Here is a 24930-nt window from a genome sequence, read left to right as displayed (position 1 = left end):
TTTACCTCATAACGCGGCGCGCAGGGCTTCGCGAATTAATGTTTCACTGCTGGCATCAGGGCGAGCGATTTTGCTCACCATGCGGCTGGCTTCTTGTGGTTTATAGCCCAGCGCCACCAGCGCAGCAACAGCTTCCTGTTCGGCATCGTCGGTTGCCGGGCTTGCCGGTGAGGTCAATACCAGATCGGCAGCCGGTGTGAACAGATCGCCATGCAGACCTTTAAAGCGATCTTTCATTTCAACGATCAGGCGTTCAGCAGTTTTCTTACCAATGCCCGGTAATTTCACCAGTGCCGCAGGTTCTTCACGCTCAACGGCATTTACAAACTGCTGCGCTGACATACCCGAGAGGATAGCCAGTGCCAGTTTCGGTCCCACGCCGTTAGTTTTGATCAACTCTTTAAATAACGTGCGCTCTTGTTTGTTGTTAAAACCATACAGTAGCTGCGCATCTTCACGCACCACAAAGTGGGTGAAAACAATCGCTTCCTGGCCCGCTTCAGGGAGTTCATAAAAACAGGTCATCGGCATATGCACTTCATAGCCTACGCCGCCCACTTCAAGTAACACCAGCGGGGGTTGTTTTTCCAGAATGATGCCTCTCAGCCTGCCTATCACATGACGCTCCTGCGTAATGAATCAAAGATAAGGCTGTATGATAAAAAAATGCTGGATAGATATCCAGCGAAGGATGAAGAAAAATTGCGAGTCGTCTCGATGAACTGAAAAATGGCGCAGTATAATTGATCCGCTAAGCCATATTTATAATAAATATTTTAATGTTAAATATTTAGTGGATAAATCTGCAAAAAAAATAAACCTTTCTGCTCCTGCAAAAAAATATTTTTTATGGTATTACGCATATTCATATTTATTTCAATGGAATGACAAAGTGAAAATTAATTACCCTTCTGAATATGAAGTTGGCGATATTGTATTTACATGTATAGGTGCTGCATTATTTGGTCAAATATCTGCCGCATCAAATTGCTGGAGTAATCACGTCGGGATCATTATCGGTCATGACAGCGATGATTATCTGGTCGCAGAAAGCCGTGTTCCCCTTTCCACCATAACCACACTGTCCCGCTTTATTAAACGCTCTGCTAACCAACGCTATGCAGTAAAGCGATTAGGTGCCGGGCTAACAGAACAGCAAAAACAACGGCTGGTAGAACAGGTTCCCTCCCGGCTACGCAAGCTCTACCATACCGGTTTTAAATACGAATCTTCCCGCCAGTTCTGTTCAAAATTCGTTTTTGATATTTATAAAGAGGCGCTATGTATCCCGGTGGGTGAAATAGAGACATTTGAAGAACTGTTAAACAGCAATCCGAATGCAAAACTCACCTTCTGGAAATTCTGGTTTTTAGGTTCGATTCCGTGGGCACGTAAAACGGTCACTCCAGCGAGTTTGTGGCATCATCCGGATCTGGCGTTAATACATGCAGAAGGAGTAGTAACGCCTCAGCAAGAACTGACCGAGGCGGTATAACTTAACGCAGTCGCCCGCGAGCCAGATTCAGCCTCGATTCGCTCATCTGCATCGCATTCTGGCTGACATGGCAGTGGGTGATGGCAATCGCCAGCGCATCGGCGGCGTCCGCCTGTGGGTTGGCGGGTAGTTTTAGCAAAGTGCGCACCATATGCTGCACCTGGCTTTTTTCGGCACTACCAATACCTACCACCGTTTGCTTTACCTGACGTGCCGCATATTCAAATACTGGCAATTCCTGATTCACCGCCGCCACAATCGCCACGCCGCGTGCCTGCCCCAGTTTCAGGGCAGAGTCGGCATTCTTCGCCATAAAGACTTGTTCGATTGCGAAATAATCGGGCTGGAACTGGGTGATGATTTCCGTCACGCCCGCATAGATGAGCTTCAGACGAGACGGTAAATCATCCACTTTGGTGCGTATGCATCCACTGCCCAGGTAGGACAGTTGCCTGCCCACCTGACGGATAACGCCGTAGCCGGTAACGCGCGAACCCGGGTCAATACCGAGAATAATAGCCATCACGCGTCTCCGTTTTGTTGTTTAGCCGGCCTCATCAGAGGGTCGCTGCAACCTCATCAGAGATCTCACCGTTATGGTAAACTTCCTGCACGTCGTCACAGTCTTCCAGCATATCGATCAGACGCATCAGTTTCGGTGCAGTTTCTGCATCCATATCGGCTTTGGTTGACGGGATCATGGAAACTTCTGCGCTGTCTGCTTTCAGACCAGCCGCTTCCAGAGCATCACGTACTTTACCCATCTCTTCCCATGCAGTGTAGACGTCGATTGCGCCGTCATCATAGGTCACAACGTCTTCTGCACCTGCTTCCAGCGCCGCTTCCATGATGGTGTCTTCATCACCTTTCTCGAAGGAGATCACGCCTTTTTTGCTGAACAGATAGGCTACGGAACCGTCAGTACCGAGGTTGCCGCCACATTTGCTGAATGCGTGACGCACTTCAGCAACAGTACGGTTACGGTTGTCAGACAGACATTCAATCATGATTGCAGTGCCGCCAGGACCGTAACCTTCGTAGATGATGGTTTCCATGTTCGCATCATCATCACCGCCCACACCACGTGCAATTGCGCGGTTCAGAGTGTCACGGGTCATGTTGTTAGACAGTGCTTTATCAATGGCTGCACGCAGACGCGGGTTAGCATCCGGATCGCCGCCGCCCAGTTTAGCTGCGGTCACCAGCTCACGAATGATTTTAGTGAAGATTTTACCGCGCTTAGCATCCTGCGCGGCTTTACGATGTCTGGTGTTGGCCCATTTACTATGACCTGCCATAAAAAATATCTCCAAATAGCCCTGCCTGTTCAGGCAGCGTTAATTACATACTCTTCAATCGCCTGCCGGTTGCTCCACGACTTAGTGAGCGCCGCTGCTGCGGGCGCATCAAGCCACTTGTAGGCCAAATGTTCAGTAAAAACAATCTGGCGTTCGTGCGGGAGCGCAAGACAGAACCATGATTCTGTATTGCGCATCACACCCGGCGCATAGCGATGACGCAAATGTGAAAAAATTTCAAACTCTACCGTGCGTTGACAGTCAATTAAGGTCAGTTGTTCAGCGACAACATCAATGGTGACCTCTTCCTTTACTTCGCGCATGGCAGCTTGCGGCGCGGTTTCACCCTCTTCCACGCTGCCGGTTACCGACTGCCAGAAATCGGGATCGTCACGCCGCTGTAACATCAGCACCCGTTTCGTATCTTGTGCATAGATGACCACTAAGATCGAAACGGGACGCTTATAAGTCATATCAATTATTCTCAGCCTTCTTCACAACCTGAATGCTCAGCTCAGCCAGAGCCGTCGGGTTAGCAAAGCTCGGTGCTTCAGTCATCAGACACGCTGCCGCTGTGGTTTTCGGGAAGGCGATAACGTCACGGATGTTGTCAGTGCCGGTCAGCAGCATGGTTAGACGGTCAAGGCCAAATGCCAGACCTGCGTGCGGCGGAGTGCCATATTTCAGGGCGTCGAGCAGGAAGCCGAATTTCTCGCGCTGTTCCTCTTCGGTGATACCCAGAATGCCAAATACAGTCTGTTGCATATCACCATTATGGATACGCACAGAACCACCGCCCACTTCGTAACCATTGATGACCATATCATAAGCGTTCGCCACCGCATTTTCCGGTGCCGCTTTCAGCTCGGCAGCAGTCATGTCTTTCGGTGCGGTGAACGGATGGTGCATCGCGGTCAGGCCACCTTCGCCGTCGTCTTCAAACATCGGGAAGTCGATAACCCACAGCGGCGCCCATTTGCTTTCGTCGGTCAGACCAAGGTCTTTACCCACTTTCAGGCGCAGTGCGCCCATCGCGTCGGCAACAATTTTCTTGTTGTCGGCACCGAAGAAAATCATATCGCCATCTTGCGCGGCAGTACGATCCAGGATGGCTTCGATGATTTCTGCATTAAGGAACTTCGCTACCGGGCTGTTGATACCCTCCAGACCTTTCGCACGTTCGTTAACTTTGATGTAAGCCAGACCTTTCGCGCCATAGATTTTGACGAAGTTACCGTATTCATCGATCTGCTTACGGGTCAGCGATGCACCGCCCGGAACACGCAGAGCAGCAACGCGGCCTTTCGGATCGTTCGCTGGACCCGCGAATACCGCAAATTCAACAGATTTCAGCAGATCGGCAACGTCGGTCAGTTCCATCGGGTTACGCAGATCCGGTTTATCGGAACCGTAACGGCGTTCGGCTTCCGCAAAGGTCATTACCGGGAAATCGCCCAGATCCACGCCCTTCACTTCCAGCCACAGATGACGCACCAGGGCTTCCATTACCTCACGCACTTGCGGCGCGGTCATGAAAGAAGTTTCCACATCGATCTGGGTAAATTCTGGCTGACGGTCAGCACGCAGGTCTTCGTCACGGAAGCATTTGACTATCTGATAATAACGGTCGAAACCGGACATCATCAGCAACTGTTTGAACAACTGCGGAGATTGCGGCAGCGCGTAGAATTTGCCTTTATGCACACGAGAAGGCACCAGGTAGTCACGCGCGCCTTCCGGCGTCGCTTTGGTCAGCATCGGGGTTTCGATGTCGAGGAAGCCGTGGTCGTCCATAAAACGGCGCACCAAGCTGGTAATTTTTGCACGGGTTTTCAGGCGCTGAGCCATTTCCGGGCGACGCAGATCAAGATAGCGGTATTTCAGACGCGCTTCTTCGGTGTTGACGTGGTTAGAGTCAAGCGGCAGAACGTCTGCGCGGTTGATGATGGTCAGCGAGGACGCCAGCACTTCGATTTCGCCGGTCGCCATATCGCGGTTGATATTTTTTTCGTCACGCGCACGCACGGTGCCCGTTACCTGAATGCAGAACTCATTACGCAGTTCAGAGGCCAGCTTTAACGCGTCCGCACGATCCGGATCGAAAAATACCTGCACGATACCTTCGCGGTCGCGCATATCGATGAAGATCAGGCTACCAAGATCACGACGACGGTTGACCCAACCACACAGAGTCACCTGCTGCCCCACGTGGGACAAACGGAGCTGTCCACAATATTCTGTACGCATGAGATATCCCTTAACTTAGCTGCCGGCGGACGTCCCCTGCTGCGCAGGTGACCTAAGTCGCAGCGTTAGCTGTATGTCACAACTGAATGAAAAAAGGCGGCTATTATACTGGAAATTCTGCCGCACCGTAAGAGTCTGGCCCGCTCTGGAACGACTCGTTACCACTTTATATCAGGCCTGAAATCAGACTCTACCCTTGTTTGCTATAAAGGTGTTGCCTGAGCACATAAAAATTAACAAAATTTGTCGTTCTGCCATCGGCTAATCGCATTAAGGTGAGAGGCTCGATTTTGTTTTATCTGGAGTCATCATGCTTGAACTGAATGCTAAAACCACTGCGCTGGTGGTGATTGATTTACAAGAAGGCATCTTACCGTTTGCCGGTGGTCCGCACACTGCTGAAGATGTCGTTAATCGCGCCGGGAAGCTGGCGGCGAAATTTCGAACTAACGGTCAGCCTGTGTTTCTGGTGCGCGTCGGCTGGTCTGCCGATTACGCCGAAGCATTAAAACAGCCAGTTGATGCTCCCTCACCTGCCAGAACATTACCGGAAAACTGGTGGCAACATCCTGCGGCGTTAGGTGCAACTGACAGCGATATCGAAATCATCAAACGTCAATGGGGGGCGTTTTACGGTACGGATCTGGAGTTACAATTACGCCGTCGTGGCATTGACACCATCGTCTTATGTGGGATCTCGACCAATATCGGTGTCGAATCAACTGCCCGCAATGCCTGGGAGCTGGGCTTTAATCTGGTGATTGCCGAAGACGCCTGTAGTGCAGCCAGCACCGAACAGCACAATAACAGCATCAACCATATCTACCCGCGCATTGCCCGCGTGCGTCGCGTGGAAGAGATCCTCAACGCATTATGATTTACATCGGTCTGCCGCAATGGTCGCATCCAAAATGGGTGCGTTTGGGGATCTCCAGCCTGGAAGAGTATGCCCGCCACTTTAACTGTGTGGAGGGCAACACCACCCTTTATGCTCTGCCAAAGCAGGAAGTGGTTCTGCGTTGGCGCGAGCAGACCACCGATGATTTTCGTTTTTGTTTTAAATTTCCGGCAACCATTTCGCATCAGGCAGCATTGCGGCATTGCGATGATTTAGTGACTGAATTTTTGACCCGTATGTCGCCGTTAGCGCCGCGCATTGGACAATACTGGCTGCAATTGCCCGCCACGTTTGCTCCACGGGATCTGCCTGCGCTATGGCACTTTCTCGATTCTCTTCCTGGCGAATTTACCTATGGTGTGGAAGTCCGCCATCCGCAGTTTTTCACCAAAGGCGAAGAAGAACAAACGCTTAATCGAGGTTTGCATCAACGCAGCGTTAATCGGGTGATTTTAGACAGCCGTCCGGTTCATGCAGCACGTCCGCATAATGAAGCCATTCGCGATGCGCAACGGAAAAAACCGAAAGTTCCGGTACATGCCGTGTTGACGGCAAAGAATCCGCTGATCCGTTTTATCGGTAGCGATGATATGACACAAAACCGGGAATTATTTCAGGTCTGGTTGCAAAAATTAGCGCAATGGCAACAGACCACCACGCCTTATCTTTTCCTGCATACACCTGATATCGCCCAGGCACCGGAACTGGTACATACTCTGTGGGAAGACTTGCGTAAAACACTCCCAGAGATCGGAGCAGTTCCGGCTATTCCACAGCAATCTTCTCTTTTCTGAAATTGCCACCTATCATAGACAAGTGCCATCGGCCATTTTAAAGGGAGTTTGTATGGTAAGCGCGCTGTATGCCGTTTTAGGTGCGTTGTTATTAATGAAGTTCTCTTTCGATGTTGTTCGCCTGCGTTTGCAATATCGCGTTGCCTATGGCGACGGCGGTTTTAGCGAACTGCAAAGCGCCATTCGCATTCACGGTAACGCGGTGGAATATATTCCCATCGCGATTGTGTTGATGCTGTTTATGGAAATGAATGGCGCAGAAACCTGGATGGTGCATATTTGCGGCATCGTTTTGCTTGCTGGTCGTCTGATGCATTATTACGGTTTTCATCACCGTCTGTTCCGCTGGCGACGTTCCGGCATGAGCGCCACCTGGTGTGCGCTGTTGCTGATGGTGCTGGCGAATCTTTGGTATATGCCCTGGGAGTTGGTTTTCTCCCTGCGTTAGCGCACAATACGCCACTTTCTTTTTCCCGGATTTTTACGTTATGTCTCACCGCGACACGCTATTTTCTGCCCCTATCGCCAGACTGGGCGACTGGACCTTTGATGAACGGGTAGCTGAAGTCTTCCCGGATATGATCCAGCGTTCCGTTCCCGGCTATTCCAATATTATTTCCATGATTGGTATGTTAGCCGAACGCTTCGTTCAACCTGGTACGCAGGTTTACGATCTGGGTTGTTCTCTGGGCGCGGCGACGCTCTCGGTGCGTCGCAACATTCATCATGATAATTGCAAAATTATTGCCATCGACAACTCCCCGGCGATGATCGAACGCTGCCGTCGCCATATCGATGCATACAAAGCGCCGACACCTGTAGACGTGATCGAAGGTGACATTCGCGATATCGCTATTGAAAACGCGTCAATGGTGGTACTGAATTTTACCCTGCAATTCCTGGAACCTTCCGAGCGCCAGGCGTTACTGGATAAAATTTATCAAGGGCTGAACCCAGGCGGCGCGCTGGTGCTTTCGGAAAAATTCAGTTTTGAAGATGCCAAAGTTGGTGAACTGCTCTTCAACATGCACCACGACTTTAAACGAGCCAACGGTTACAGTGAGCTGGAAATCAGCCAGAAGCGCAGCATGTTAGAAAACGTAATGCTGACCGATTCTGTTGAAACCCACAAAGCGCGTCTGCATCAAGCCGGGTTTGAACATAGCGAGCTATGGTTCCAGTGCTTTAACTTTGGTTCGCTGGTGGCATTAAAAGCAGAGGACGCTGCATGATCGACTTTGGTAACTTTTATTCTCTGATTGCCAAAAATCACCTTTCGCACTGGCTGGAAACACTGCCCGCGCAGATTGCTAACTGGCAGCGTGAACAGCAGCACGGGTTGTTTAAGCAGTGGTCAAATGCGGTGGAATTTCTACCTGAAATTAAACCGTATCGTCTTGATTTATTGCATAGCGTGACGGCAGAAAGCGAAGAGCCACTGAGCGCGGGGCAAATTAAACGCATTGAAACGCTGATGCGCAACCTGATGCCGTGGCGCAAAGGGCCGTTCTCACTGTATGGCGTCAACATCGATACCGAATGGCGTTCCGACTGGAAATGGGATCGCGTCCTGCCCCATCTTTCTGATTTAACCGGGCGCACCATTCTTGATGTCGGCTGTGGCAGCGGTTATCACATGTGGCGCATGATCGGCGCAGGCGCGCACCTCGCGGTGGGGATCGACCCGACCCAACTTTTCCTCTGCCAGTTTGAAGCGGTGCGCAAACTGCTGGGTAACGATCAGCGCGCACATTTGTTACCGTTAGGTATTGAACAACTTCCGGCACTGAAAGCCTTTGATACCGTCTTTTCGATGGGCGTGCTTTATCATCGTCGTTCACCGCTGGAGCATCTCTGGCAGTTGAAAGATCAACTGGTGAATGAAGGTGAACTGGTACTGGAAACACTGGTTATTGATGGCGACGAAAACACGGTACTGGTGCCGGGCGATCGTTACGCGCAAATGCGTAATGTCTACTTTATTCCCTCGGCGCTGGCGCTGAAAAACTGGCTGAAGAAGTGTGGTTTTGTTGATATCCGCATTGCGGACGTGAGCGTCACTACAACAGAAGAGCAGCGTCGCACTGAATGGATGGTTACCGAGTCTCTGTCCGATTTCCTCGACCCGCATGATCCGAGTAAAACGGTAGAAGGTTATCCCGCGCCTAAACGCGCGGTGCTGATTGCGCGTAAGCCGTAAAAATTTAGCGCCCGTTTCCGGGCGCTATTCACGTCTTACGCCTGAACAGCTGGCTGATCAAACGCCGTTAACTTCGGCGCATTGCCCGTGTATTTTTCGATATACACCAACGAGGTGTTACCGGCACAGACATTCGCCAGCTGCGAGCTGGGGATATCCGCCGTTAACACATTTGCGCAGCCGTTTTTACACAAGCCATTTTCCAGATCCGGCCATGCGCCTTCATGGACGCACACCACGCCTTTTTTGATCCCGTCAGTCACCACGGCTCCCGTCAGGATCTGACCGCGTTTGTTCCAGACGCGTACCAGATCGCCGTTCGCAATGCCAAAGCGAGCAGCATCTTCTGTATGAATGGTGAGCGGCTCACGATCGGCAACCGCATATTTATTACGCAGTTCCGCATAGTTAAGCTGACTGTGTAAACGGTGTGCCGGATGTGCGGTCAGAAGCTGCAACTGCTTCTCGTCGGCGGTACCTTTCCACTCATCAGGCGCAAGCCAGGTTGGGTGTGCCGGGCAATCCTTATAAGCAAATTTTTCCAGCGTTTTGGAATAGATCTCAATTTTGCCGCTTGGCGTACCCAGCGCATTTTTCACCGGATCGGCGCGGAAATCGCCATAGCGAACATATTGCTCGTTCTTCTCGCTGCGGCGCATTTCAAGCAGTTTATTTTGCTGCCAGAAGGCATTAAACATCGGCATAGTGACGCGTTGCGCACGCGCACCTTTCTGAGCGGCATCATAGAAAAATTTCAGCCACGCCATTTCATCTTTACCTTCGGTATAGATCTCTTTTCCGCCAGGTTTCAGTAATTCAGCAAGATCGGCAAACACGTCAAAATCGTTACGTGCTTCAAACTGCGGCGCAACCACTTGCTTCATCGGTACGATGTGCTGGTTGCTGTAGTCGCCGGTCATCGTCAGGTCATTGCGCTCAAACGATGTGGTGATCGGTAATACGATATCCGCGTGTTTAGCTGCTGCCGTCCAGTAACATTCAGAAACGACGATCAGCTCTGGTTTCTGCCAGGCTTTGATCAGACGATTGGTATCCTGGTGATGGGTGAAATTACCGCCGCCAGCCCACCAGATCATTTTGATATTTGGGTAAGTTTGTTCTTTACCGTTGTGCTGATATTTGCCGCCAGGATTTTCCAGCGCATCGACAATACGGGCGACAGGGATCGCCGTCATTCCGCCATCATCAGCGGCCTCACTGGCCTGTCCGGCAATCGCCGCAGACATTTCCGGCAGTACGCCGCCAACGCGTGTCGGATTGCCACCGTTGGAGTAATGATAAGAGAAACCAAAGCCGCCGCCCGGCGTACCAATCTGCCCTAGCATGGCCGCCAGGGTCACCAGCATCCAGTGTTTCTGTTCACCGTATTGCTGGCGTTGGATTCCCCAGCCTGCCATCAGCATCGTGCGATTCGCCGCCATCAGTTCGGCGAGTTTGACTATCTGCGCTTCCGGCACACCGGTAATTTCCGCCGCCCAGGCCGCGCTCTTCGGCGTACTATCTTTCTTGCCTGTCAGATACTCTTCAAACTGCGGATAGCCAGTGGTGTATTTTTCAAGGAACGCTTTATCGTGTTTGCCTTGTGTCAGAAGGGTATGCGCAATCCCTAACATCAGCGCCACGTCAGTCCCCATATTCGGCGCGATCCAGGTAGCGTTGTCGCCAAAGAACTCGATCGTTTCGGAACGGATAGGATCAATGGCAATCACCGGTTTGCCGGATTTCTTCAGTTGATGGAAGTACTCCAGCCCTTGCTCATCGGTACTACTCCAGGCAATTTTTAAGGTATTCAGCGGGTTCATCCCCCACAGCACCACCACCTGGCTGTTTTCCAGAATCAGCGGCCAGGAGGTCTGCTGTTCATAAACCTCCACGGAACCGACAACGTGCGGCATGATCACCTGCGCAGCTCCGGTTGAGTAATCGCCACTATGTCCTGAATAACCACCCGCCAGATTCATATAACGTTGCAGTAAAGTTTGCGCTTTATGCAACACGCCAGAAGAACGCCAGCCGTAAGATCCGGCAAAAATGGCAGATGGTCCATTGGCCTTGCGAATGCGATCGTGTTGCTCATGAATCAGTTTTAATGCCTGTTCCCAGCTCACCTGAACGTAACTGTCGTCGCCGCGACCTTTCGCCGGTTGCAGTGGATTATCGAGATAGCTTTTTCGCACCATCGGATGCTGAATACGCGCCGTGGTATGCACCTGATCCGCCGCCGTAGATTGCAAAGAGTTCGGGATGGTCTTCGCCAGCGCGCCTGTAGAAGAAACAATTTTACCGTCCTTCACTTCTACGTTCATCGCTCCCCAACGGCCTGCGGTAAGAATTTTACCGCCCTTCTCTTCTGCCCATGCAGGTAACGGTACAGCCGATGTCACCACCAGCGCCCCTGCCGCAATACCGCTATGTTTAATAAACTCACGTCTTGTTAATGTCATAACTTCCTCCCTGATCAACGAAGATCACTGTTTCTCGGTAATATCTTTAGCGTTGTACTGAAAGTACCGCGTCAAAATATCCAGTTCGTTTTCGCTCATGCTGGTTCGCGCCCCCATCCCTTTGGCAATGGACGGCCATGCATTGACGGTGTAATGATCGGCGGCAATAGGTGCATGGCAACCAGCGCAATAGGTATCGTCGAGTTTTTCAGCGTATTGCCATAGCGGTTTACGGTCCGCTAATGCGGGATCGGTAAGCGTCCCCTGTAATGACGCCTTACGCCATTGATTACCGTATTCGTCAGCTTTCCATTCCCCATTTACCGTTAGCGCCTTGATACCTTCTTCGCTTAGTGTGGCTAACGCCAGTCGTTGACCTGCCGCCAGGTAGAGCGTGTTTTCACTGCCCTGCATCTGATAACCCTGCAACAGGACGAGCGGCTGTTTGCCACTGGCATCAACAACCGTAAGATCGGTGCCTGGATTCACAGTAGCCAGTTCACCTATGCGGGACGGTTTGAAAGGATAAATATGCGCGCCATTAGTCACTGATGTGGCGGCCTGACTTTCCAGTTCATGCGCCGCGTTGTCATCCATTTTTATTTCTGGCGGAAAATGGGCAATCCCTTTGTGGCAATCAATACACGTTTCGCCATCTTTTTGCGCTTTGGTATGCATTTTCTGCGCAGCTTCACTTTGCGATGCAATATCCATGGCATCAAAAGAATGGCAACTACGGCACGTTGCAGAGTCTGAGGCTTTTAATTCTTTCCACACTGTTTCGGCCATTTCCTGACGATGGGATTCGAACTTATCGTCGCTGTCTATTTTGCCGCTAACAAATTCATGATAAATATCTTTAGATGCTTTTAATTTAGCAAATAAATAATCAATTCCTGACTTTGGAATATGGCAATCGGCACATTCAGCACGAATACCTTTTTGATTAGAGAAATGGACAGTCCCCTGATATTCCTCAAACGGTTTGCTCATTGAGTGGCAGGAAAGACAAAATGCCGTTTCCGACGTTTTGTGCAACGTTTTTTGCGCCAACAATAACCCACCGCTACCCACCACTACTGCTATGAGCAGAAAAAATAACCCAATGCGTTTTTTCCCTCGCATAGATTCCTCTAATTAAATTCCAGTACACCGAACCAGCTGTATAAATAAATATACAACGAATTAATAACTCACTAAATTCGGCACAACACTGCCTGAAATAATCGACAAAGAATATGATTTATTGCAATTTAACCATTAATTATTAAAGAAGAAACCAGCCGTTATTTTTTAATATATATTTGGCAGTTTTAATAATTTAAATTACATAGTTAATATGAATATATATAACATTTTTAGTAGCATGATTTGGCGCGCTATTACGAAGTCGATATGACACGGCAACTGTTCATTTTTCATACTTCTCAAGGATAAAAAAAGGCCCCTGTTGAATGGGCAGGGGCCTGGTACGAGCAAGCATCATATTGGGCGACATGATGCAACGGTAAAAATCATTTGGCCTGATGGCGCTCAATGATTCCTTTCATTTCAGCAACCGCCGTCCCGTCTACGACATAACGCGAATACTCGTCCGCGTGTGCATCCGATGACATGGACAATCCCTGATTACGATAACGCATCGGTGAGGCTTGCCACGCTCCTGCAGAGCTATGGACTTCCAGCATCCCGGCATCGAGGAAATGGTGCAGGTTTTCTGCACGGACTCCTGCTCCGGCCATGATGATTGGAGCATCACCATAGGCAATAAGTTCCATAATTTTTGATAAACCTTGCAGTGCATCAGATTTTTGCCCCGATGTCAGCACCCTGGCAATGCCTAATTCAGCAAGGTTATTCAATGTATTTAAAGGGTTAGCGCACATATCGAAGGCGCGATGAAAAGTGACGGCCAGCGGACCAGCAGCCGCCATTATTTTTTCCATTCGTGGCATATCGACATTACCATCAACATCCAGAAGGCCTGTCACCAGTCCAGGAAATCCTAATTCACGCACTGTGCGGATATCTTCAAGAATGGCGGCAAACTCGCCGTCGCTGTAGCAAAAATCGCCACCGCGTGGACGGATGATCGGATGTACGGGGATCGTAACATGCTGGCGCACGGACTTCAGAACGCCCAGTGACGGCGTTAGCCCCCCTTCTTTCGGTGCCGCACACAATTCTATTCTGTCGGCACCGTTTTGCTGCGCCGTCAGCGCGCATTCCATGCTGTAACAGCAAATTTCCAGTAATGCCATTTTTGCTCCTTATTACGCCGACTGCTCGCTGGCAACGATCTCTTCAATGGACCATGGATGAAATTTTATCGTCGTTTTGCCATCGGTGACCGCCAGCGTCGGATTCGGCAATCGTTCATGCTCACCTTTTGGCGAACTGGTTTTAACCGAGATCCCCGGCAGGCTTAGTCCTTCATCAGAAAGCAACGCCAGCGCGCGGGCATTCAGCGTTTCCGGCTCTCCTGGCAGAACAATTTCGATATGTTCCCAACCTTCATGCGGGTAGCGTTTTTCCCCTGGCCACGGCAACTCAACAATCGAAAACTGCCAGTGAGCAACCTGTACCGGTTCACGCAATTTAAACAGGCAAATCGGTCTACCATTGATCATATTTTCTGACAGGAGTTCGCCGCACTGTTCAAACCCGCGACGCCAGCGTTCAGCGGTGGCGTTTTGATGGCAACGCAAAGAAATGTGATCGGCAGTCAGCGGAGTAATATCCAGCCCCAGACGCCGTGAAAGTTCGTCTAATGCATGGATAAATCGCGGTAAATCCGTTGCAATATCCTGCAACTCGTCGATAGATTGCCAGTTCGCCATAATCACTCTTCGTCTTCGGTAAAAGCGTTAATTTACCCTGTTGCCCTGCGCCAACCAACCGCTGATTTCACGCCGCTCCTGATGCAATAGTGAAAACGGCAATACGCCACGCGCACGTTGCTGACGAAAACAGCCATTTGCAGTATACTCCCGCCCTAATTTCTTTAACTGGTGCGGGCAATTTTTGCTCGCTTCATCAATGTAAGGTATTCCGGTGAATATTCAGGCTCTTCTCTCAGAAAAAGTCCGTCAGGCCATGATTGCGGCAGGCGCGCCTGCGGATTGCGAACCGCAGGTTCGTCAGTCAGCAAAAGTTCAGTTCGGCGACTATCAGGCTAACGGCATGATGGCAGTTGCTAAAAAACTGGGTATGGCACCGCGACAATTAGCAGAGCAGGTGCTGACTCATCTGGATCTTAACGGTATCGCCAGCAAAGTTGAGATCGCCGGTCCTGGCTTTATCAACATTTTCCTTGATCCGGCATTCCTGGCTGAACATGTTCAGCAGGCGCTGGCGTCCGATCGTCTCGGTGTTGCTACGCCAGAAAAACAGACCATTGTGGTTGACTACTCCGCGCCAAACGTGGCGAAAGAGATGCACGTCGGTCATCTGCGTTCCACTATCATTGGTGACGCGGCAGTACGTACTCTGGAGTTCCTCGGTCACAAAGTGATTCGTGCTAACCACGTCGGCGACTGGGGCACTCAGTTCGGTATGCTGATTGCATGGCTGGAAAAGCAGCAGCAGGAAAACGCCGGTGAAATGGAGCTGGCTGACCTTGAAGGTTTCTACCGCGATGCGAAAAAGCATTACGACGAAGATGAAGAGTTCGCCGAGCGTGCACGTAACTACGTGGTAAAACTGCAAAGCGGTGACGAATATTTCCGCGAGATGTGGCGCAAGCTGGTCGACATCACCATGACGCAGAACCAGATCACCTACGATCGTCTGAACGTGACGCTGACCCGTGATGACGTGATGGGCGAAAGCCTGTACAACCCGATGCTGCCGGGTATCGTGGCGGATCTGAAAGCCAAAGGTCTGGCAGTAGAAAGCGAAGGCGCAACCGTCGTATTCCTTGATGAGTTCAAAAACAAGGAAGGCGAACCGATGGGCGTGATCATTCAGAAGAAAGATGGCGGCTATCTCTACACCACCACCGATATCGCCTGTGCGAAGTACCGTTACGAGACGCTACATGCCGATCGCGTGCTGTATTACATTGACTCCCGTCAGCATCAACACCTGATGCAGGCGTGGGCGATCGTCCGTAAAGCAGGCTACGTGCCGGAATCCGTACCGCTGGAGCACCACATGTTCGGCATGATGCTGGGTAAAGACGGCAAGCCGTTTAAAACCCGTGCTGGCGGTACGGTGAAACTGGCCGATCTGCTGGATGAAGCCCTGGAGCGTGCACGTCGTCTGGTGGCAGAGAAGAACCCGGATATGCCAGCCGACGAGCTGGAAAAACTGGCCAATGCCGTGGGTATCGGTGCGGTGAAATACGCGGATCTCTCCAAAAACCGCACCACCGACTACATCTTCGACTGGGACAACATGCTGGCGTTTGAGGGTAATACTGCGCCGTACATGCAGTATGCCTACACCCGTGTGTTGTCCGTGTTCCGTAAAGCAGAAATTAACGAAGAGCAACTGGCTGCGGCTCCGGTGATCATCCGTGAAGATCGCGAAGCACAATTGGCTGCTCGCCTGCTGCAGTTTGAAGAAACCCTCACTGTGGTTGCCCGTGAAGGCACGCCGCACGTGATGTGTGCTTATCTGTACGATCTGGCCGGTCTGTTCTCTGGCTTCTACGAGCACTGCCCGATCCTTAGCGCAGAAAACGAAGAAGTGCGTAACAGCCGTCTGAAACTGGCGCAACTGACGGCGAAGACGCTGAAACTGGGTCTGGATACGCTGGGTATTGAGACGGTAGAGCGTATGTAATCGCGTCATACCGCAAAGGCCGATGTCGTTGCAGACATCGGCTTTTTTATCACTAACGGTAATTCACAATCACTTCATTACGTTGTACCTTCAGCGGCGGAATTAACCGCCCACCGCCAGGCACTTCCCAGATAAATCGCAACGGTTCTGCCGCCGGTATACCGGAAAAGGCCACTGTGCTCCCGCTCTGCCCGTCTAACTCGACACAACGAGATTGTGAACACAAGCGTACCCGCAGCCCCGATGGTGTCGGGCCGATAAGCTGATAACGCCACGCCACCAGCGTCATCAATCCTGATGCTGGTTGTCGCGAAGAAAGAGGCGCTGACGACATCGACTCACCGCGATGGTTTAGCGTAACGCCCACACTACTTGTCTGCCACATCCCCTCCCCGGCGGCTTGTACAACCAGCGGAAACAACAATATCGCCAGTAAGATCCTCATTATTTACCCCCAATAGTCGCCGTCATCCGAATCTGCCGGTTATCAGAGAGTTCGAGATTCGACAGCACCACCAGTTGCGGCAGGCTACGGCGCAGAAAGCGAGACAATAGCGGACGCAGCGCGTGGTTCACCAACAGTACTGGCGGCGCACCCAGCATCTCCTGACGGGATAATGCTTCCTGGGTCTGTGCCAGCAAACGATCCGCCAGCCCCGGTTCCAGTCCGCCACCGCCCTGCAACGCCTGTAACAGTAAACGCTCCAGTGGCGTGTCCAGACCGATAACGTGAACTTCATCTTTACCGGGGAACCACTGCTGAGTAATTGCCCGCCCCAGCGCCACGCGCACGACGGCGGTTAATTCATGCGGATCGCTCTGGATAGGCGCATGTTCCGCCAGCGTTTCAAGAATGGTGCGCATATCGCGGATCGGTACTTTTTCATCAAGCAGGTTTTGTAGCACTTTATGCAGCGTGGTAAGCGTGATAACGCCAGGAACCAAATCCTCCGTCAGTTTTGGCATCTCCTGCGCCACGCGATCCAGTAACTGCTGCGCCTCCTGACGACCAAACAGTTCTGCGGCATGTTGACTAATGAGGTGGTTAAGATGCGTTGCCACCACTGTACTGGCTTCAACCACCGTATATCCCTGAATCTGCGCTTGTTCTTTTAGCGCACTTTCGATCCAGATAGCATTAAGACCAAATGCCGGATCGACAGTCACTTCACCGGGTAGCGTCCCGGCGGCTGTTCCTGGGTTAATGGCCAGCCAGCGCCCCGGATAAGCATCACCACTGCCAATCTCAACGCCTTTCATCAAGATACGATAGCGGGCAGGCTGTAGATCCATATTGTCGCGGATGTGCACCACTGGCGGTAGAAAGCCCATCTCCTGAGCAAATTTCTTGCGAATACTGCGAATACGACCAAGCAACTCGCCATCCTGCTGAAAATCGACCATCGGAATCAGCCGATAACCCACTTCCATTCCCAGAGAATCTTCCAGTTGCACATCGTTCCAGGTCGCTTCGACAACGGCATTATTTTCCGCCATCTTCACTGGTTTCGGTTCAGCGGGCGCTTTTTGTTCACGTCCACGAACCCACCATGCCAGCCCCAGCAATCCCGCTGTGAACAGTAAAAATACCAGGTTTGGCATTCCCGGCACCAGCCCCAGTAAACCGAGCACTGCGGCACTTAACAACATGACGCTGGGGTTACTGAAAAGCTGATTCACCATCTGCTCGCCAACGTCCTGATCGGTACTGACTCGCGTAACGATAACCCCCGCAGCGGTAGAAATAACCAGCGCAGGTATTTGCGCGACCAGACCATCACCGATGGTCAACAGCGTATAACTTTCCGCTGCATGACCCATACTCATGCCATGTTGCAACACCCCAACCAGCAATCCGCCAACAACGTTAATGACCATGATGAGGATCCCGGCGATGGCGTCACCACGGACAAACTTACTCGCCCCGTCCATTGAGCCGTAAAAATCAGCTTCCTGGGTCACTTCTGAACGTCGCTTTTTTGCTTCATCTTCGCCAATCAGGCCAGCGTTGAGGTCGGCATCAATCGCCATCTGTTTTCCTGGCATTCCGTCGAGAACAAAGCGCGCACCCACTTCCGCGATACGTCCGGCACCTTTGGTAATGACCATAAAGTTGATGATCACGAGGATGACAAACACCACAATGCCGATGGCAAAGTTACCGCCCACGAGAAAATGACCAAATGCTTCAACCACCTTCCCTGCCGCCGCCGCGCCAGTATGCCCTTCCATCAAAATGATACGCGTGGAAGCCACATTAAGCGCCAGACGCAGCAGCGTGGTAAACAACAGAATGGTCGGAAACGCGGCAAACTCAAGCGTGCGCTGGGTAAACATCGCCACCAGCAACACCATAATCGACAAGGCAATGTTGAAAGTGAACAGCAGGTCGAGAATGAATGCGGGCAGTGGCAGCACCATCATCGACAAGATCAGCAGGATCAAAATAGGTCCGGCAAGGATCTGCCACTGTGTCGATTTCAGGTTTGCGGGCAGGCGCAGCATCGCGGCCAGATTACTCATGGGACGGTTTCTCGTTGATAAAATCCAGGGCTTCCGGCACCGGAAGATGAGTGGGTTGTTCAGGACGTTGTCCACCGGCCAGACGCCAGCGTTTCAGTTGCCAGACCCAGGCCAGCACTTCCGCCACGGCGGCATACAGTTGACCGGGAATTTGTTGGCCGATTTCTGCGTGTCGATACAGCGCGCGCGCCAGCGGCGGCGCTTCAAGAGTCGGGACGTTATTTTCAGCGGCGATTTCACGAATGCGTAACGCCACCAGCCCCGCGCCTTTAGCAACGACTTTCGGCGCGCTCATTTTGTTTTCGTCATACTGCAATGCCACTGAGTAGTGAGTTGGGTTATTAACAATGACGTCCGCTTTCGGCACATCGGCCATCATCCGACGCCGCGCGGCAGCACGCTGCATCTGACGAATTCGCCCTTTGACATGCGGATCGCCTTCGCTTTGTTTGAACTCATCACGAATATCCTGCCGTGACATACGCAGCTTTTTCAGGTGGCTGAAAATTTGAAAAAAGACGTCAAATCCCACCATCGGAATGACACCAAGCACCACTAAAAGTGCACACAACCCCACAACATCCATCGCGTTAGCCATTGCGGTAATGGGTGACTGCGCCATTAAGCGCATCATCTGCGGCCAGTGATGCCAGAGATAAAAGCCAGTAACGCAGCCAACCAGTGTAGATTTCAGGATAGCTTTCAGCAGCTCCGCGCCAGTTTGCGCCGAGAAAATACGTTTAATGCCCGGTAGTGGGTTGAGTTTGGAAAACTTCGGTTGCAATGATTTACCACTAAATACCAGCCCCCCCAGCATGACCGGCGAAATGAGCGCCACCAGCACCACACCGCTAATCAGCGGCAACAGTGCAAGCATGGCTTCTCTGATCAGCAAAATAATCTGTCCGAGAATGAGGTTGGGGTCATTGATGATGCTGTGATCAAAATGCAGCCCGGCGGAGAGCATCCCCGACAACCGCCGTGCCAGAGACGCGCCACCAAACCAAATAACACACACGCCCACCAGTAAAATGAGCAGTGAGGTCAGCTCACGGGAGCGCGGGATCTGCCCCTCTTCCCGCGCTTTTTCAAGTCGGTGAGGTGTGGGAGCTTCTGTTTTGTCGTCGCTCTCGTCAGACACGTCGCCAATCCTGGAAATGGTAATAAGCGTGAATAATGCCAGAGCGGAAAGCATTCAATGCCTGGAATAAGTGGCAAAACAGGTGGGCTTTAGGGCTTTTACCGCAGTACATCAGACAGGGCGCACGTTTGTCGGATGTGGCGTAAACGCCTTATCCGACCGCCTGATATGACGCGGTCACGTCACATCAGGCAATACAAATCAAAACCCAAGACTATCCAACAAATCGTCCACCTGATCCTGACTGGCAACCACACCGGCTTTGCTGGTATCGACCTGTGGTCCGTTAAGCAAACTCTGGTTTTCACGTTTCGGACGCGCATCCTGTTCCGGGATATTTTCCAGCAGCACCATCAACAGCTGGCGTTCAATTTCCTGAATCACATCCATCATCCGTTTAATCACCTGCCCGGTGAGATCCTGAAAATCCTGCGCCATCATAATTTCCAGTAACTGCGCGTTTGTGAAGCTGGTATGAGCGGGCACATCCGCCAGAAATTGCCGTGTATCTGTCACCAGTTCACGGGCGTCGGCAAGGTCAATCGGATCGGCGAACCAGTCATCCCAGCGTTGGGTTAATGCTTTTGCCGATTCCTCCATTTCATCCTGATGCGGTTGCGACGCCTCAACGCTATTCAGCGCCCGCTCTGCGGCCTGCGCAGTCATCTGCACAACGTAGAACAAGCGATCGCGGGCATCAGGGATAGCTTCCGCAGCTTCGGCTATCGCCTGATCCAGTCCCAGCTCGCGCAGGCTGTCACGCAGCATACGCGTCAGGCTGCCGATGCGCGCAATGATATCGCCGGCTGCATGTTCATCAGCAGGTTTGATTGATGGTTGCATCATAGTCGCATCCTCACATGCCCAGTTTCTCAAAGATTTTGTTGAGTTTTTCCTCCAGCGTCGCGGCGGTAAATGGCTTAACCACATAGCCACTGGCCCCCGCTTGTGCTGCCGCGATAATGTTCTCTTTCTTCGCCTCAGCGGTCACCATCAGCACTGGCAACGCCGACATCGCACCATCAGCACGAATGGTTTTCAGCAACTCCAGACCATCCATATTCGGCATATTCCAGTCGGAAATCACAAAGCCATAACCGCCCGCCTGTAACTTGTTGAGAGCATCAGCGCCATCTTCCGCTTCCTCAACATTGTTGAAACCCAGCTCTTTCAGCAGGTTACGCACAATGCGTCGCATGGTGGAAAAGTCATCCACAACCAAAAATTTAAGTTCTTTATCCGCCATTTCACACTCCTGATTTAAATACGTATCGCCTGTCCGACACTGATTTTCGCCAGCATTTGCTGGCTTACCTGGCTAAGATCGACCACTTCGCAGACGCCCCCCAGATTGATGGCCTCGCGCGGCATACCGAACACCACACAGCTTGCTTCGTTTTGCGCAAGGGTCCATGCCCCCGCCTGACGCATCGCCAACATTCCCGCCGCACCGTCGTTGCCCATACCGGTGAGGATCACTCCAACCGCGTTGCGCCCCGCCTGTCTGGCGACAGAATGAAACAACACATCCACCGACGGTCGATGGCGGTTAACCGCCGGGCCATCGTGAATTTTGATTTGATAGTTCGCGCCGCTGCGCGCCAGTTCCATATGTCGATCGCCCGGTGCGATATAGGCATGTCCCGGCAAAACACGTTCTCCGTCTTCGGCCTCTTTAACACCGATTTGACACAGCTTATTCAGGCGGTCGGCAAAAGAACGGGTAAAGCCAGGCGGCATATGCTGGGTGATTAACAGTGCCGGGCTGGAAAGCGGCAGCGGCTGCAATACGTGCCGAATTGCCTCGGTGCCCCCCGTTGAAGCACCAATCGCAATCAGTTTTTCTGAACTCAACAACGGCCCCGCCTTCAGCGTTGCCGGAGCCAATAATGGTTTATGCGCCGCGAGGCTCGCCCTCGACGCCGTACGCACCTTTTCAGCGATCATTTCGCTGTACGCCAGCATCCCTTCTCGAATACCCAGTTGCGGTTTAGTGACAAAATCAATCGCCCCCAACTCCAGCGCACGCAGCGTCACTTCAGAACCTTTGCCGGTCAGAGAAGAAACCATCACAACGGGCATTGGACGCAAACGCATTAACTTTTCGAGGAAATCCAGTCCGTCCATCCGTGGCATTTCAACATCCAGCGTCAGCACATCGGGGTTGAATTTCTTAATCAAATCTCGCGCGACCAGCGGATCGGGCGCCGTTGCCACCATTTCCATATCGCTATGGCTGTTGATGATTTCCGTCATGATCTGGCGCATCAGTGCCGAATCATCGACAGACAACACCCTGATTTTGCTCATGGTTAATCCTTACTTAGCGCATACACCGTCTGCCCACGCAGCGTGAAGCTGCGCTCAAGGTGGCTGAAATTTTCAGAGTGCCCCGCAAACAGCAATCCGTCAGGTTTAAGTAGTGGCACGAAGCGGCGCAAAATCTCCTGTTGGGTCGTTTGATCAAAGTAGATCATGACGTTACGGCAGAAGATCGCATCAAACGGCCCCGGTACGGTGTACTGTTTCGCCAACAAATTCAGCGGGGAAAAATCGACATAGCTCGCCAGTTCCTGGCGCACGCGCACCAGCCCTTCATGCGGCCCCGTGCCGCGCATGAAGTAACGCTGGAGTTGTTGTGGCGTCAGGTTTTTCAGCTCTTCATGGCGATAAATGCCGCTTCTGGCTTTTTCCAGCACTTCGGTGTCGATATCACTGGCGAACACTTTCCAGCGTCCAGGCGCGGTGCCTAATGTGTCCGCCAGCGTCATGGCAATGCTGTACGGCTCTTCACCAGTCGACGCCGCCGCGCTCCATACACGATATTCCCCAGAACGACGGCGAGCGTGAGCCGCGAGCAGTGGGAAATGATGCTCTTCACGGAAAAATGCCGTCAGGTTGGTAGTCAGCGAGTTAATAAATGCCTGCCACTCGCCGCTAAGCTGATTAGATTCCAGCATGTTCAGATAATGACCAAAATCGGCCAGTCCTAGCGAGCGCAAACGGCGTATCAACCGGTTGTAGACCATGTCACGCTTGTGGTCGGCCAGAACAATCCCCGCACGTTGATAGATCAATTGACTTATCCGCCGAAAATGAACGTCGGAAAGCGCAAGGCGCTCGCTCATCTGTAACAATAAAGACGTTTGCCCACAGGGCTGAGATGATGTCATAGCGCCTTCTCAATCACTTCAGGAAACCACTGGCACAGCCTGTAACTGCACCGATTGTGTTGTAATAGCGCCACCAGAAACGATAAGCGCGACGTTCTGTTGCATCATCAGCCTCATCTGGCGGCAATGGCGCTTGAGTAAATACCCATCAAAATGTTTCCCAGTTTGGCTCTTGTTCAGCGATACGCCGCCGCGACTGCGCAGGTGATTGCTCACTGGCAGGCTGGGATTTTAGTGGTGGTTTGTGGTTTAGCTGACTGGCTGCCAGACGAAATGCGGATACTGCCTGCGTTAAACGACCGGCCTGCTCTTCCAGTGCGGCAGCAGCGGCGGCTGACTCCTGCACCAACGAGGCATTCTGTTGAGTGACGCGATCCATTTCCGACACGGCCAGCGCAACTTGATCAATGCCACGGCTCTGCTCATCGGAGGCTGAAGCAATTTCCCCCATAATGTCGGTGACGCGCGTAACCGCATTAACGATATTCGTCATCGTTTCCCCGGCGCTTTCGACCAGCACAGAACCGGTATCAACGCGGGAAACTGAGTCTTCTATCAGAGCTTTGATCTCTTTTGCTGCCTGGGCGCTGCGACTGGCAAGATTACGCACTTCGCCTGCCACCACGGCAAAACCACGGCCCTGTTCCCCGGCACGCGCGGCTTCAACAGCGGCATTCAGTGCGAGGATATTGGTCTGGAAGGCAATGCCGTCGATTACGCTAATAATGTCGGCGATTTTCTTCGAACTGTCGGCGATTTCATGCATGGTTTTCACCACGCCATCCACCACTTTGCCGCCGTGCAGCGCGGTGTCGGAGGCACTTTGTGCCAGTTGCGAGGCCTGACGGGCGTTATCGGCGTTCTGTTTCACCGTCGCGGTGAGCTGTTCCATGCTGGCGGCAGTTTCTTCCAGCGCGGATGCCTGCTGTTCAGTGCGTGATGAAAGATCGGTATTGCCCGCTGCAATTTCACGTGTACCGGCATAGATGGCGTCCGACCCCTGGCGCACATGGGTGACTGTGTCGGTCAAAGAACGCTGCATATGCGAAACGCTCTGCGCCAGTTCGCCCATTTCACTGCGCCCATCAATGATGAGGCTATTCGCCAGGTTACCACCGGCAATTTCGCGAATGTGAGCAATGATTTTCGCCAGCGGGGTAAGCAACATACGGCGGATGCCGTACCACGCCACCAGCAGAATCAATACCACCACCAGCGCGATAACCGCCAGTTGCCACTGGGAAAAGCGGTAATCTTCCGCATTGTTAGTGACGATATCGCGGTAAAGTTTTTCACTACTGAGGGCGTACTGAGCAAACGCTTCGCCCATCGCATTTTGCATTCCCTGAGTTGGTTGAGCGAAATAGGCGCCAGTATTGCCATAATCAAGATAATCAATCAGTTCAGTTAACGCTGTGTGATAGTTTTTGTATTTTTCATCAATATTACGACTGGTGGCGACCATTTCAGGTAACGGTGCCATGCTTTTGAATTTTTTAAAATGAGTCGCTGCCTGGGCCAATGTTTTCCTGGCGCTATCAAGCAATTCAACTTTGGCGTTACTTTGTTGATTGGATGAATCCATCATCATCCGCACCGCCGAACGGCTCAAATTAATGCGCGTTTGTAGCATTAAATCCCAGGTTGAGGTTAGCTCACTCTGTTGTTCCCGTAGTTCATTGGAAACGACAAAGCTTTTCTGGCTATGGTGAAGCGAAGAAAAAAACAAACTGCCGGAAATTAGCTGTAACAGTGCGAATACCCCCAGCACCATTACCAACAGCGTGACTACGCGGATACGGTTAATCATAAGGCACCTTCCTGAAAACAAGTTGATCTCGTTATCGGCAAGGAAGGGGGAAACTTTATTGCTGATGCCACCCGCCGCGAAATTGAAATAAAAAACCC

Annotated in this window: 24 protein-coding genes; 7 read left to right on the top strand and 17 right to left on the bottom strand. The window is 51.8% G+C overall.

Annotated elements, in window-relative coordinates:
• Positions 1–6: 6 nt before the first annotated feature.
• A complete protein-coding gene (gene ruvA, locus LG381_RS13915; protein WP_000580342.1) occupies positions 7–618 on the bottom strand; it encodes a Holliday junction branch migration protein RuvA in 612 nt (203 codons plus the stop codon).
• Positions 619–892: 274 nt separating this feature from the next.
• Here ruvA and LG381_RS13910 point away from each other — a divergent pair, with 274 nt between their 5' ends.
• A complete protein-coding gene (locus LG381_RS13910; RefSeq protein ID WP_000701081.1) occupies positions 893–1495 on the top strand; it encodes a YebB family permuted papain-like enzyme in 603 nt (200 codons plus the stop codon).
• 1 nt (position 1496) lies between these two features.
• On the opposite strand, the gene ruvC is transcribed toward LG381_RS13910, so the two are convergent.
• The 4 genes from ruvC to aspS are packed head-to-tail and all read right to left on the bottom strand — an operon-like array spanning position 1497 to position 5040.
• Positions 1497–2018 carry a crossover junction endodeoxyribonuclease RuvC gene (ruvC, locus tag LG381_RS13905; protein ID WP_001295503.1) on the bottom strand — a complete coding sequence of 174 codons (522 nt, stop codon included), beginning with the start codon at positions 2016–2018 and terminating at the stop codon, positions 1497–1499.
• A gap of 34 nt (positions 2019–2052) precedes the next feature.
• A complete protein-coding gene (locus LG381_RS13900; protein WP_000907234.1) occupies positions 2053–2793 on the bottom strand; it encodes a YebC/PmpR family DNA-binding transcriptional regulator in 741 nt (246 codons plus the stop codon).
• Between the two features lie 29 nt (positions 2794–2822).
• Positions 2823–3275 (bottom strand): dihydroneopterin triphosphate diphosphatase, encoded by a 453-nt coding sequence (gene nudB / locus LG381_RS13895; RefSeq protein ID WP_077629663.1) that lies wholly within the window; start codon positions 3273–3275, stop codon positions 2823–2825.
• Complete coding sequence (gene aspS / locus LG381_RS13890) at positions 3268–5040, bottom strand: aspartate--tRNA ligase (RefSeq protein ID WP_001258658.1); 1773 nt, start codon at positions 5038–5040, stop codon at positions 3268–3270. The genes nudB and aspS overlap by 8 nt, the downstream gene beginning before the upstream one ends.
• 310 nt (positions 5041–5350) lie before the next feature.
• Between aspS and LG381_RS13885 the strand changes: the two genes are divergently transcribed.
• From LG381_RS13885 to cmoB, 5 genes are read left to right on the top strand one after another with little or no spacing between them, the layout of a single operon-like run.
• A complete protein-coding gene (locus LG381_RS13885) occupies positions 5351–5917 on the top strand; it encodes a hydrolase (protein WP_085460798.1) in 567 nt (188 codons plus the stop codon).
• The gene (locus LG381_RS13880) at positions 5914–6732 is read left to right on the top strand and encodes a DUF72 domain-containing protein (protein WP_000639253.1); all 819 of its coding nucleotides are present in this window, start codon (positions 5914–5916) and stop codon (positions 6730–6732) included. Before LG381_RS13885 ends, LG381_RS13880 begins: the two co-directional genes overlap by 4 nt.
• 52 nt (positions 6733–6784) lie before the next feature.
• Positions 6785–7180, top strand: coding sequence for an MAPEG family protein (locus LG381_RS13875; protein WP_010345040.1), 396 nt, complete (start codon positions 6785–6787; stop codon positions 7178–7180).
• 40 nt (positions 7181–7220) lie between these two features.
• Positions 7221–7964, top strand: a complete 744-nt coding sequence (gene cmoA, locus LG381_RS13870; RefSeq protein ID WP_000019591.1) for a carboxy-S-adenosyl-L-methionine synthase CmoA — start codon at positions 7221–7223, stop codon at positions 7962–7964.
• Positions 7961–8932 carry a tRNA 5-methoxyuridine(34)/uridine 5-oxyacetic acid(34) synthase CmoB gene (gene cmoB, locus LG381_RS13865; RefSeq protein ID WP_000564730.1) on the top strand — a complete coding sequence of 324 codons (972 nt, stop codon included), beginning with the start codon at positions 7961–7963 and terminating at the stop codon, positions 8930–8932. The genes cmoA and cmoB overlap by 4 nt, the downstream gene beginning before the upstream one ends.
• A 35-nt stretch (positions 8933–8967) precedes the next feature.
• Here cmoB and torZ read toward each other — a convergent pair whose 3' ends face one another.
• The 4 genes from torZ to LG381_RS13845 form a co-directional block, all read right to left on the bottom strand.
• Entirely contained in the window at positions 8968–11397 is a 2430-nt protein-coding gene (gene torZ / locus LG381_RS13860) for a trimethylamine N-oxide reductase TorZ (RefSeq protein WP_225762550.1), read from the bottom strand.
• 24 nt (positions 11398–11421) lie between these two features.
• Positions 11422–12522, bottom strand: a complete 1101-nt coding sequence (locus tag LG381_RS13855; protein WP_225762549.1) for a NapC/NirT family cytochrome c — start codon at positions 12520–12522, stop codon at positions 11422–11424.
• 389 nt (positions 12523–12911) lie between these two features.
• Positions 12912–13658, bottom strand: a complete 747-nt coding sequence (cutC, locus tag LG381_RS13850; protein WP_225762548.1) for a copper homeostasis protein CutC — start codon at positions 13656–13658, stop codon at positions 12912–12914.
• 12 nt (positions 13659–13670) lie between these two features.
• On the bottom strand, positions 13671–14237 hold the full coding sequence (locus LG381_RS13845; protein ID WP_010345044.1) for a VOC family protein: 567 nt from the start codon (positions 14235–14237) through the stop codon (positions 13671–13673).
• 214 nt (positions 14238–14451) lie between these two features.
• On the opposite strand from LG381_RS13845, the gene argS reads away from it, so the two are divergent.
• A complete protein-coding gene (argS, locus tag LG381_RS13840; protein WP_001025326.1) occupies positions 14452–16185 on the top strand; it encodes an arginine--tRNA ligase in 1734 nt (577 codons plus the stop codon).
• 52 nt (positions 16186–16237) lie between these two features.
• On the opposite strand, the gene flhe is transcribed toward argS, so the two are convergent.
• The 8 genes from flhe to tar form a co-directional block, all read right to left on the bottom strand.
• Positions 16238–16630, bottom strand: coding sequence for a flagellar protein FlhE (gene flhe / locus LG381_RS13835; protein ID WP_001221459.1), 393 nt, complete (start codon positions 16628–16630; stop codon positions 16238–16240).
• Entirely contained in the window at positions 16630–18708 is a 2079-nt protein-coding gene (gene flhA, locus LG381_RS13830) for a flagellar biosynthesis protein FlhA (protein WP_000067001.1), read from the bottom strand. The genes flhe and flhA overlap by 1 nt, the downstream gene beginning before the upstream one ends.
• Positions 18701–19849, bottom strand: coding sequence for a flagellar biosynthesis protein FlhB (flhB, locus tag LG381_RS13825; protein WP_024212519.1), 1149 nt, complete (start codon positions 19847–19849; stop codon positions 18701–18703). The genes flhA and flhB overlap by 8 nt, the downstream gene beginning before the upstream one ends.
• Before the next feature lie 201 nt (positions 19850–20050).
• Positions 20051–20695, bottom strand: a complete 645-nt coding sequence (gene cheZ, locus LG381_RS13820) for a protein phosphatase CheZ (protein ID WP_000983593.1) — start codon at positions 20693–20695, stop codon at positions 20051–20053.
• Positions 20696–20705: 10 nt separating this feature from the next.
• Complete coding sequence (gene cheY, locus LG381_RS13815; protein ID WP_000763855.1) at positions 20706–21095, bottom strand: chemotaxis response regulator CheY; 390 nt, start codon at positions 21093–21095, stop codon at positions 20706–20708.
• 14 nt (positions 21096–21109) lie between these two features.
• Positions 21110–22159, bottom strand: a complete 1050-nt coding sequence (gene cheB / locus LG381_RS13810; RefSeq protein ID WP_225762547.1) for a protein-glutamate methylesterase/protein glutamine deamidase — start codon at positions 22157–22159, stop codon at positions 21110–21112.
• Between the two features lie 2 nt (positions 22160–22161).
• Positions 22162–23022: a protein-glutamate O-methyltransferase CheR gene (gene cheR, locus LG381_RS13805; protein ID WP_222679593.1), complete on the bottom strand. Its 861-nt coding sequence runs from the start codon at positions 23020–23022 to the stop codon at positions 22162–22164.
• Between the two features lie 148 nt (positions 23023–23170).
• Entirely contained in the window at positions 23171–24832 is a 1662-nt protein-coding gene (gene tar, locus LG381_RS13800; protein WP_010345055.1) for a methyl-accepting chemotaxis protein II, read from the bottom strand.
• Positions 24833–24930: the final 98 nt, after the last annotated feature.

The organism is Escherichia sp. Marseille-Q3837, assembly GCF_916618735.1.
GTDB classification, from domain to species: Bacteria; Pseudomonadota; Gammaproteobacteria; order Enterobacterales; family Enterobacteriaceae; genus Escherichia; species Escherichia ruysiae.
Note: the sequence above shows the minus strand (reverse complement) of the source record. Positions and strands in the feature narration are given on the sequence as shown.

Bases quoted from the DNA above. Each gene is read 5' to 3' on its own strand.
- cmoA (WP_000019591.1), top strand. From the start codon at position 7,221: ATGTCTCACCGCGACACGCTATTTTCTGCCCCTATCGCCAGACTGGGC.
- flhA (WP_000067001.1), bottom strand. From the start codon at position 18,708: ATGAGTAATCTGGCCGCGATGCTGCGCCTGCCCGCAAACCTGAAATCG.
- torZ (WP_225762550.1), bottom strand. From the start codon at position 11,397: ATGACATTAACAAGACGTGAGTTTATTAAACATAGCGGTATTGCGGCA.
- flhe (WP_001221459.1), bottom strand. From the start codon at position 16,630: ATGAGGATCTTACTGGCGATATTGTTGTTTCCGCTGGTTGTACAAGCC.
- LG381_RS13880 (WP_000639253.1), top strand. From the start codon at position 5,914: ATGATTTACATCGGTCTGCCGCAATGGTCGCATCCAAAATGGGTGCGT.
- cheY (WP_000763855.1), bottom strand. From the start codon at position 21,095: ATGGCGGATAAAGAACTTAAATTTTTGGTTGTGGATGACTTTTCCACC.
- LG381_RS13875 (WP_010345040.1), top strand. From the start codon at position 6,785: ATGGTAAGCGCGCTGTATGCCGTTTTAGGTGCGTTGTTATTAATGAAG.
- LG381_RS13885 (WP_085460798.1), top strand. From the start codon at position 5,351: ATGCTTGAACTGAATGCTAAAACCACTGCGCTGGTGGTGATTGATTTA.
- cutC (WP_225762548.1), bottom strand. From the start codon at position 13,658: ATGGCATTACTGGAAATTTGCTGTTACAGCATGGAATGCGCGCTGACG.
- LG381_RS13855 (WP_225762549.1), bottom strand. From the start codon at position 12,522: ATGCGAGGGAAAAAACGCATTGGGTTATTTTTTCTGCTCATAGCAGTA.
- cheZ (WP_000983593.1), bottom strand. From the start codon at position 20,695: ATGATGCAACCATCAATCAAACCTGCTGATGAACATGCAGCCGGCGAT.
- aspS (WP_001258658.1), bottom strand. From the start codon at position 5,040: ATGCGTACAGAATATTGTGGACAGCTCCGTTTGTCCCACGTGGGGCAG.
- ruvC (WP_001295503.1), bottom strand. From the start codon at position 2,018: ATGGCTATTATTCTCGGTATTGACCCGGGTTCGCGCGTTACCGGCTAC.
- cmoB (WP_000564730.1), top strand. From the start codon at position 7,961: ATGATCGACTTTGGTAACTTTTATTCTCTGATTGCCAAAAATCACCTT.
- cheB (WP_225762547.1), bottom strand. From the start codon at position 22,159: ATGAGCAAAATCAGGGTGTTGTCTGTCGATGATTCGGCACTGATGCGC.
- LG381_RS13845 (WP_010345044.1), bottom strand. From the start codon at position 14,237: ATGGCGAACTGGCAATCTATCGACGAGTTGCAGGATATTGCAACGGAT.
- tar (WP_010345055.1), bottom strand. From the start codon at position 24,832: ATGATTAACCGTATCCGCGTAGTCACGCTGTTGGTAATGGTGCTGGGG.
- LG381_RS13900 (WP_000907234.1), bottom strand. From the start codon at position 2,793: ATGGCAGGTCATAGTAAATGGGCCAACACCAGACATCGTAAAGCCGCG.
- cheR (WP_222679593.1), bottom strand. From the start codon at position 23,022: ATGACATCATCTCAGCCCTGTGGGCAAACGTCTTTATTGTTACAGATG.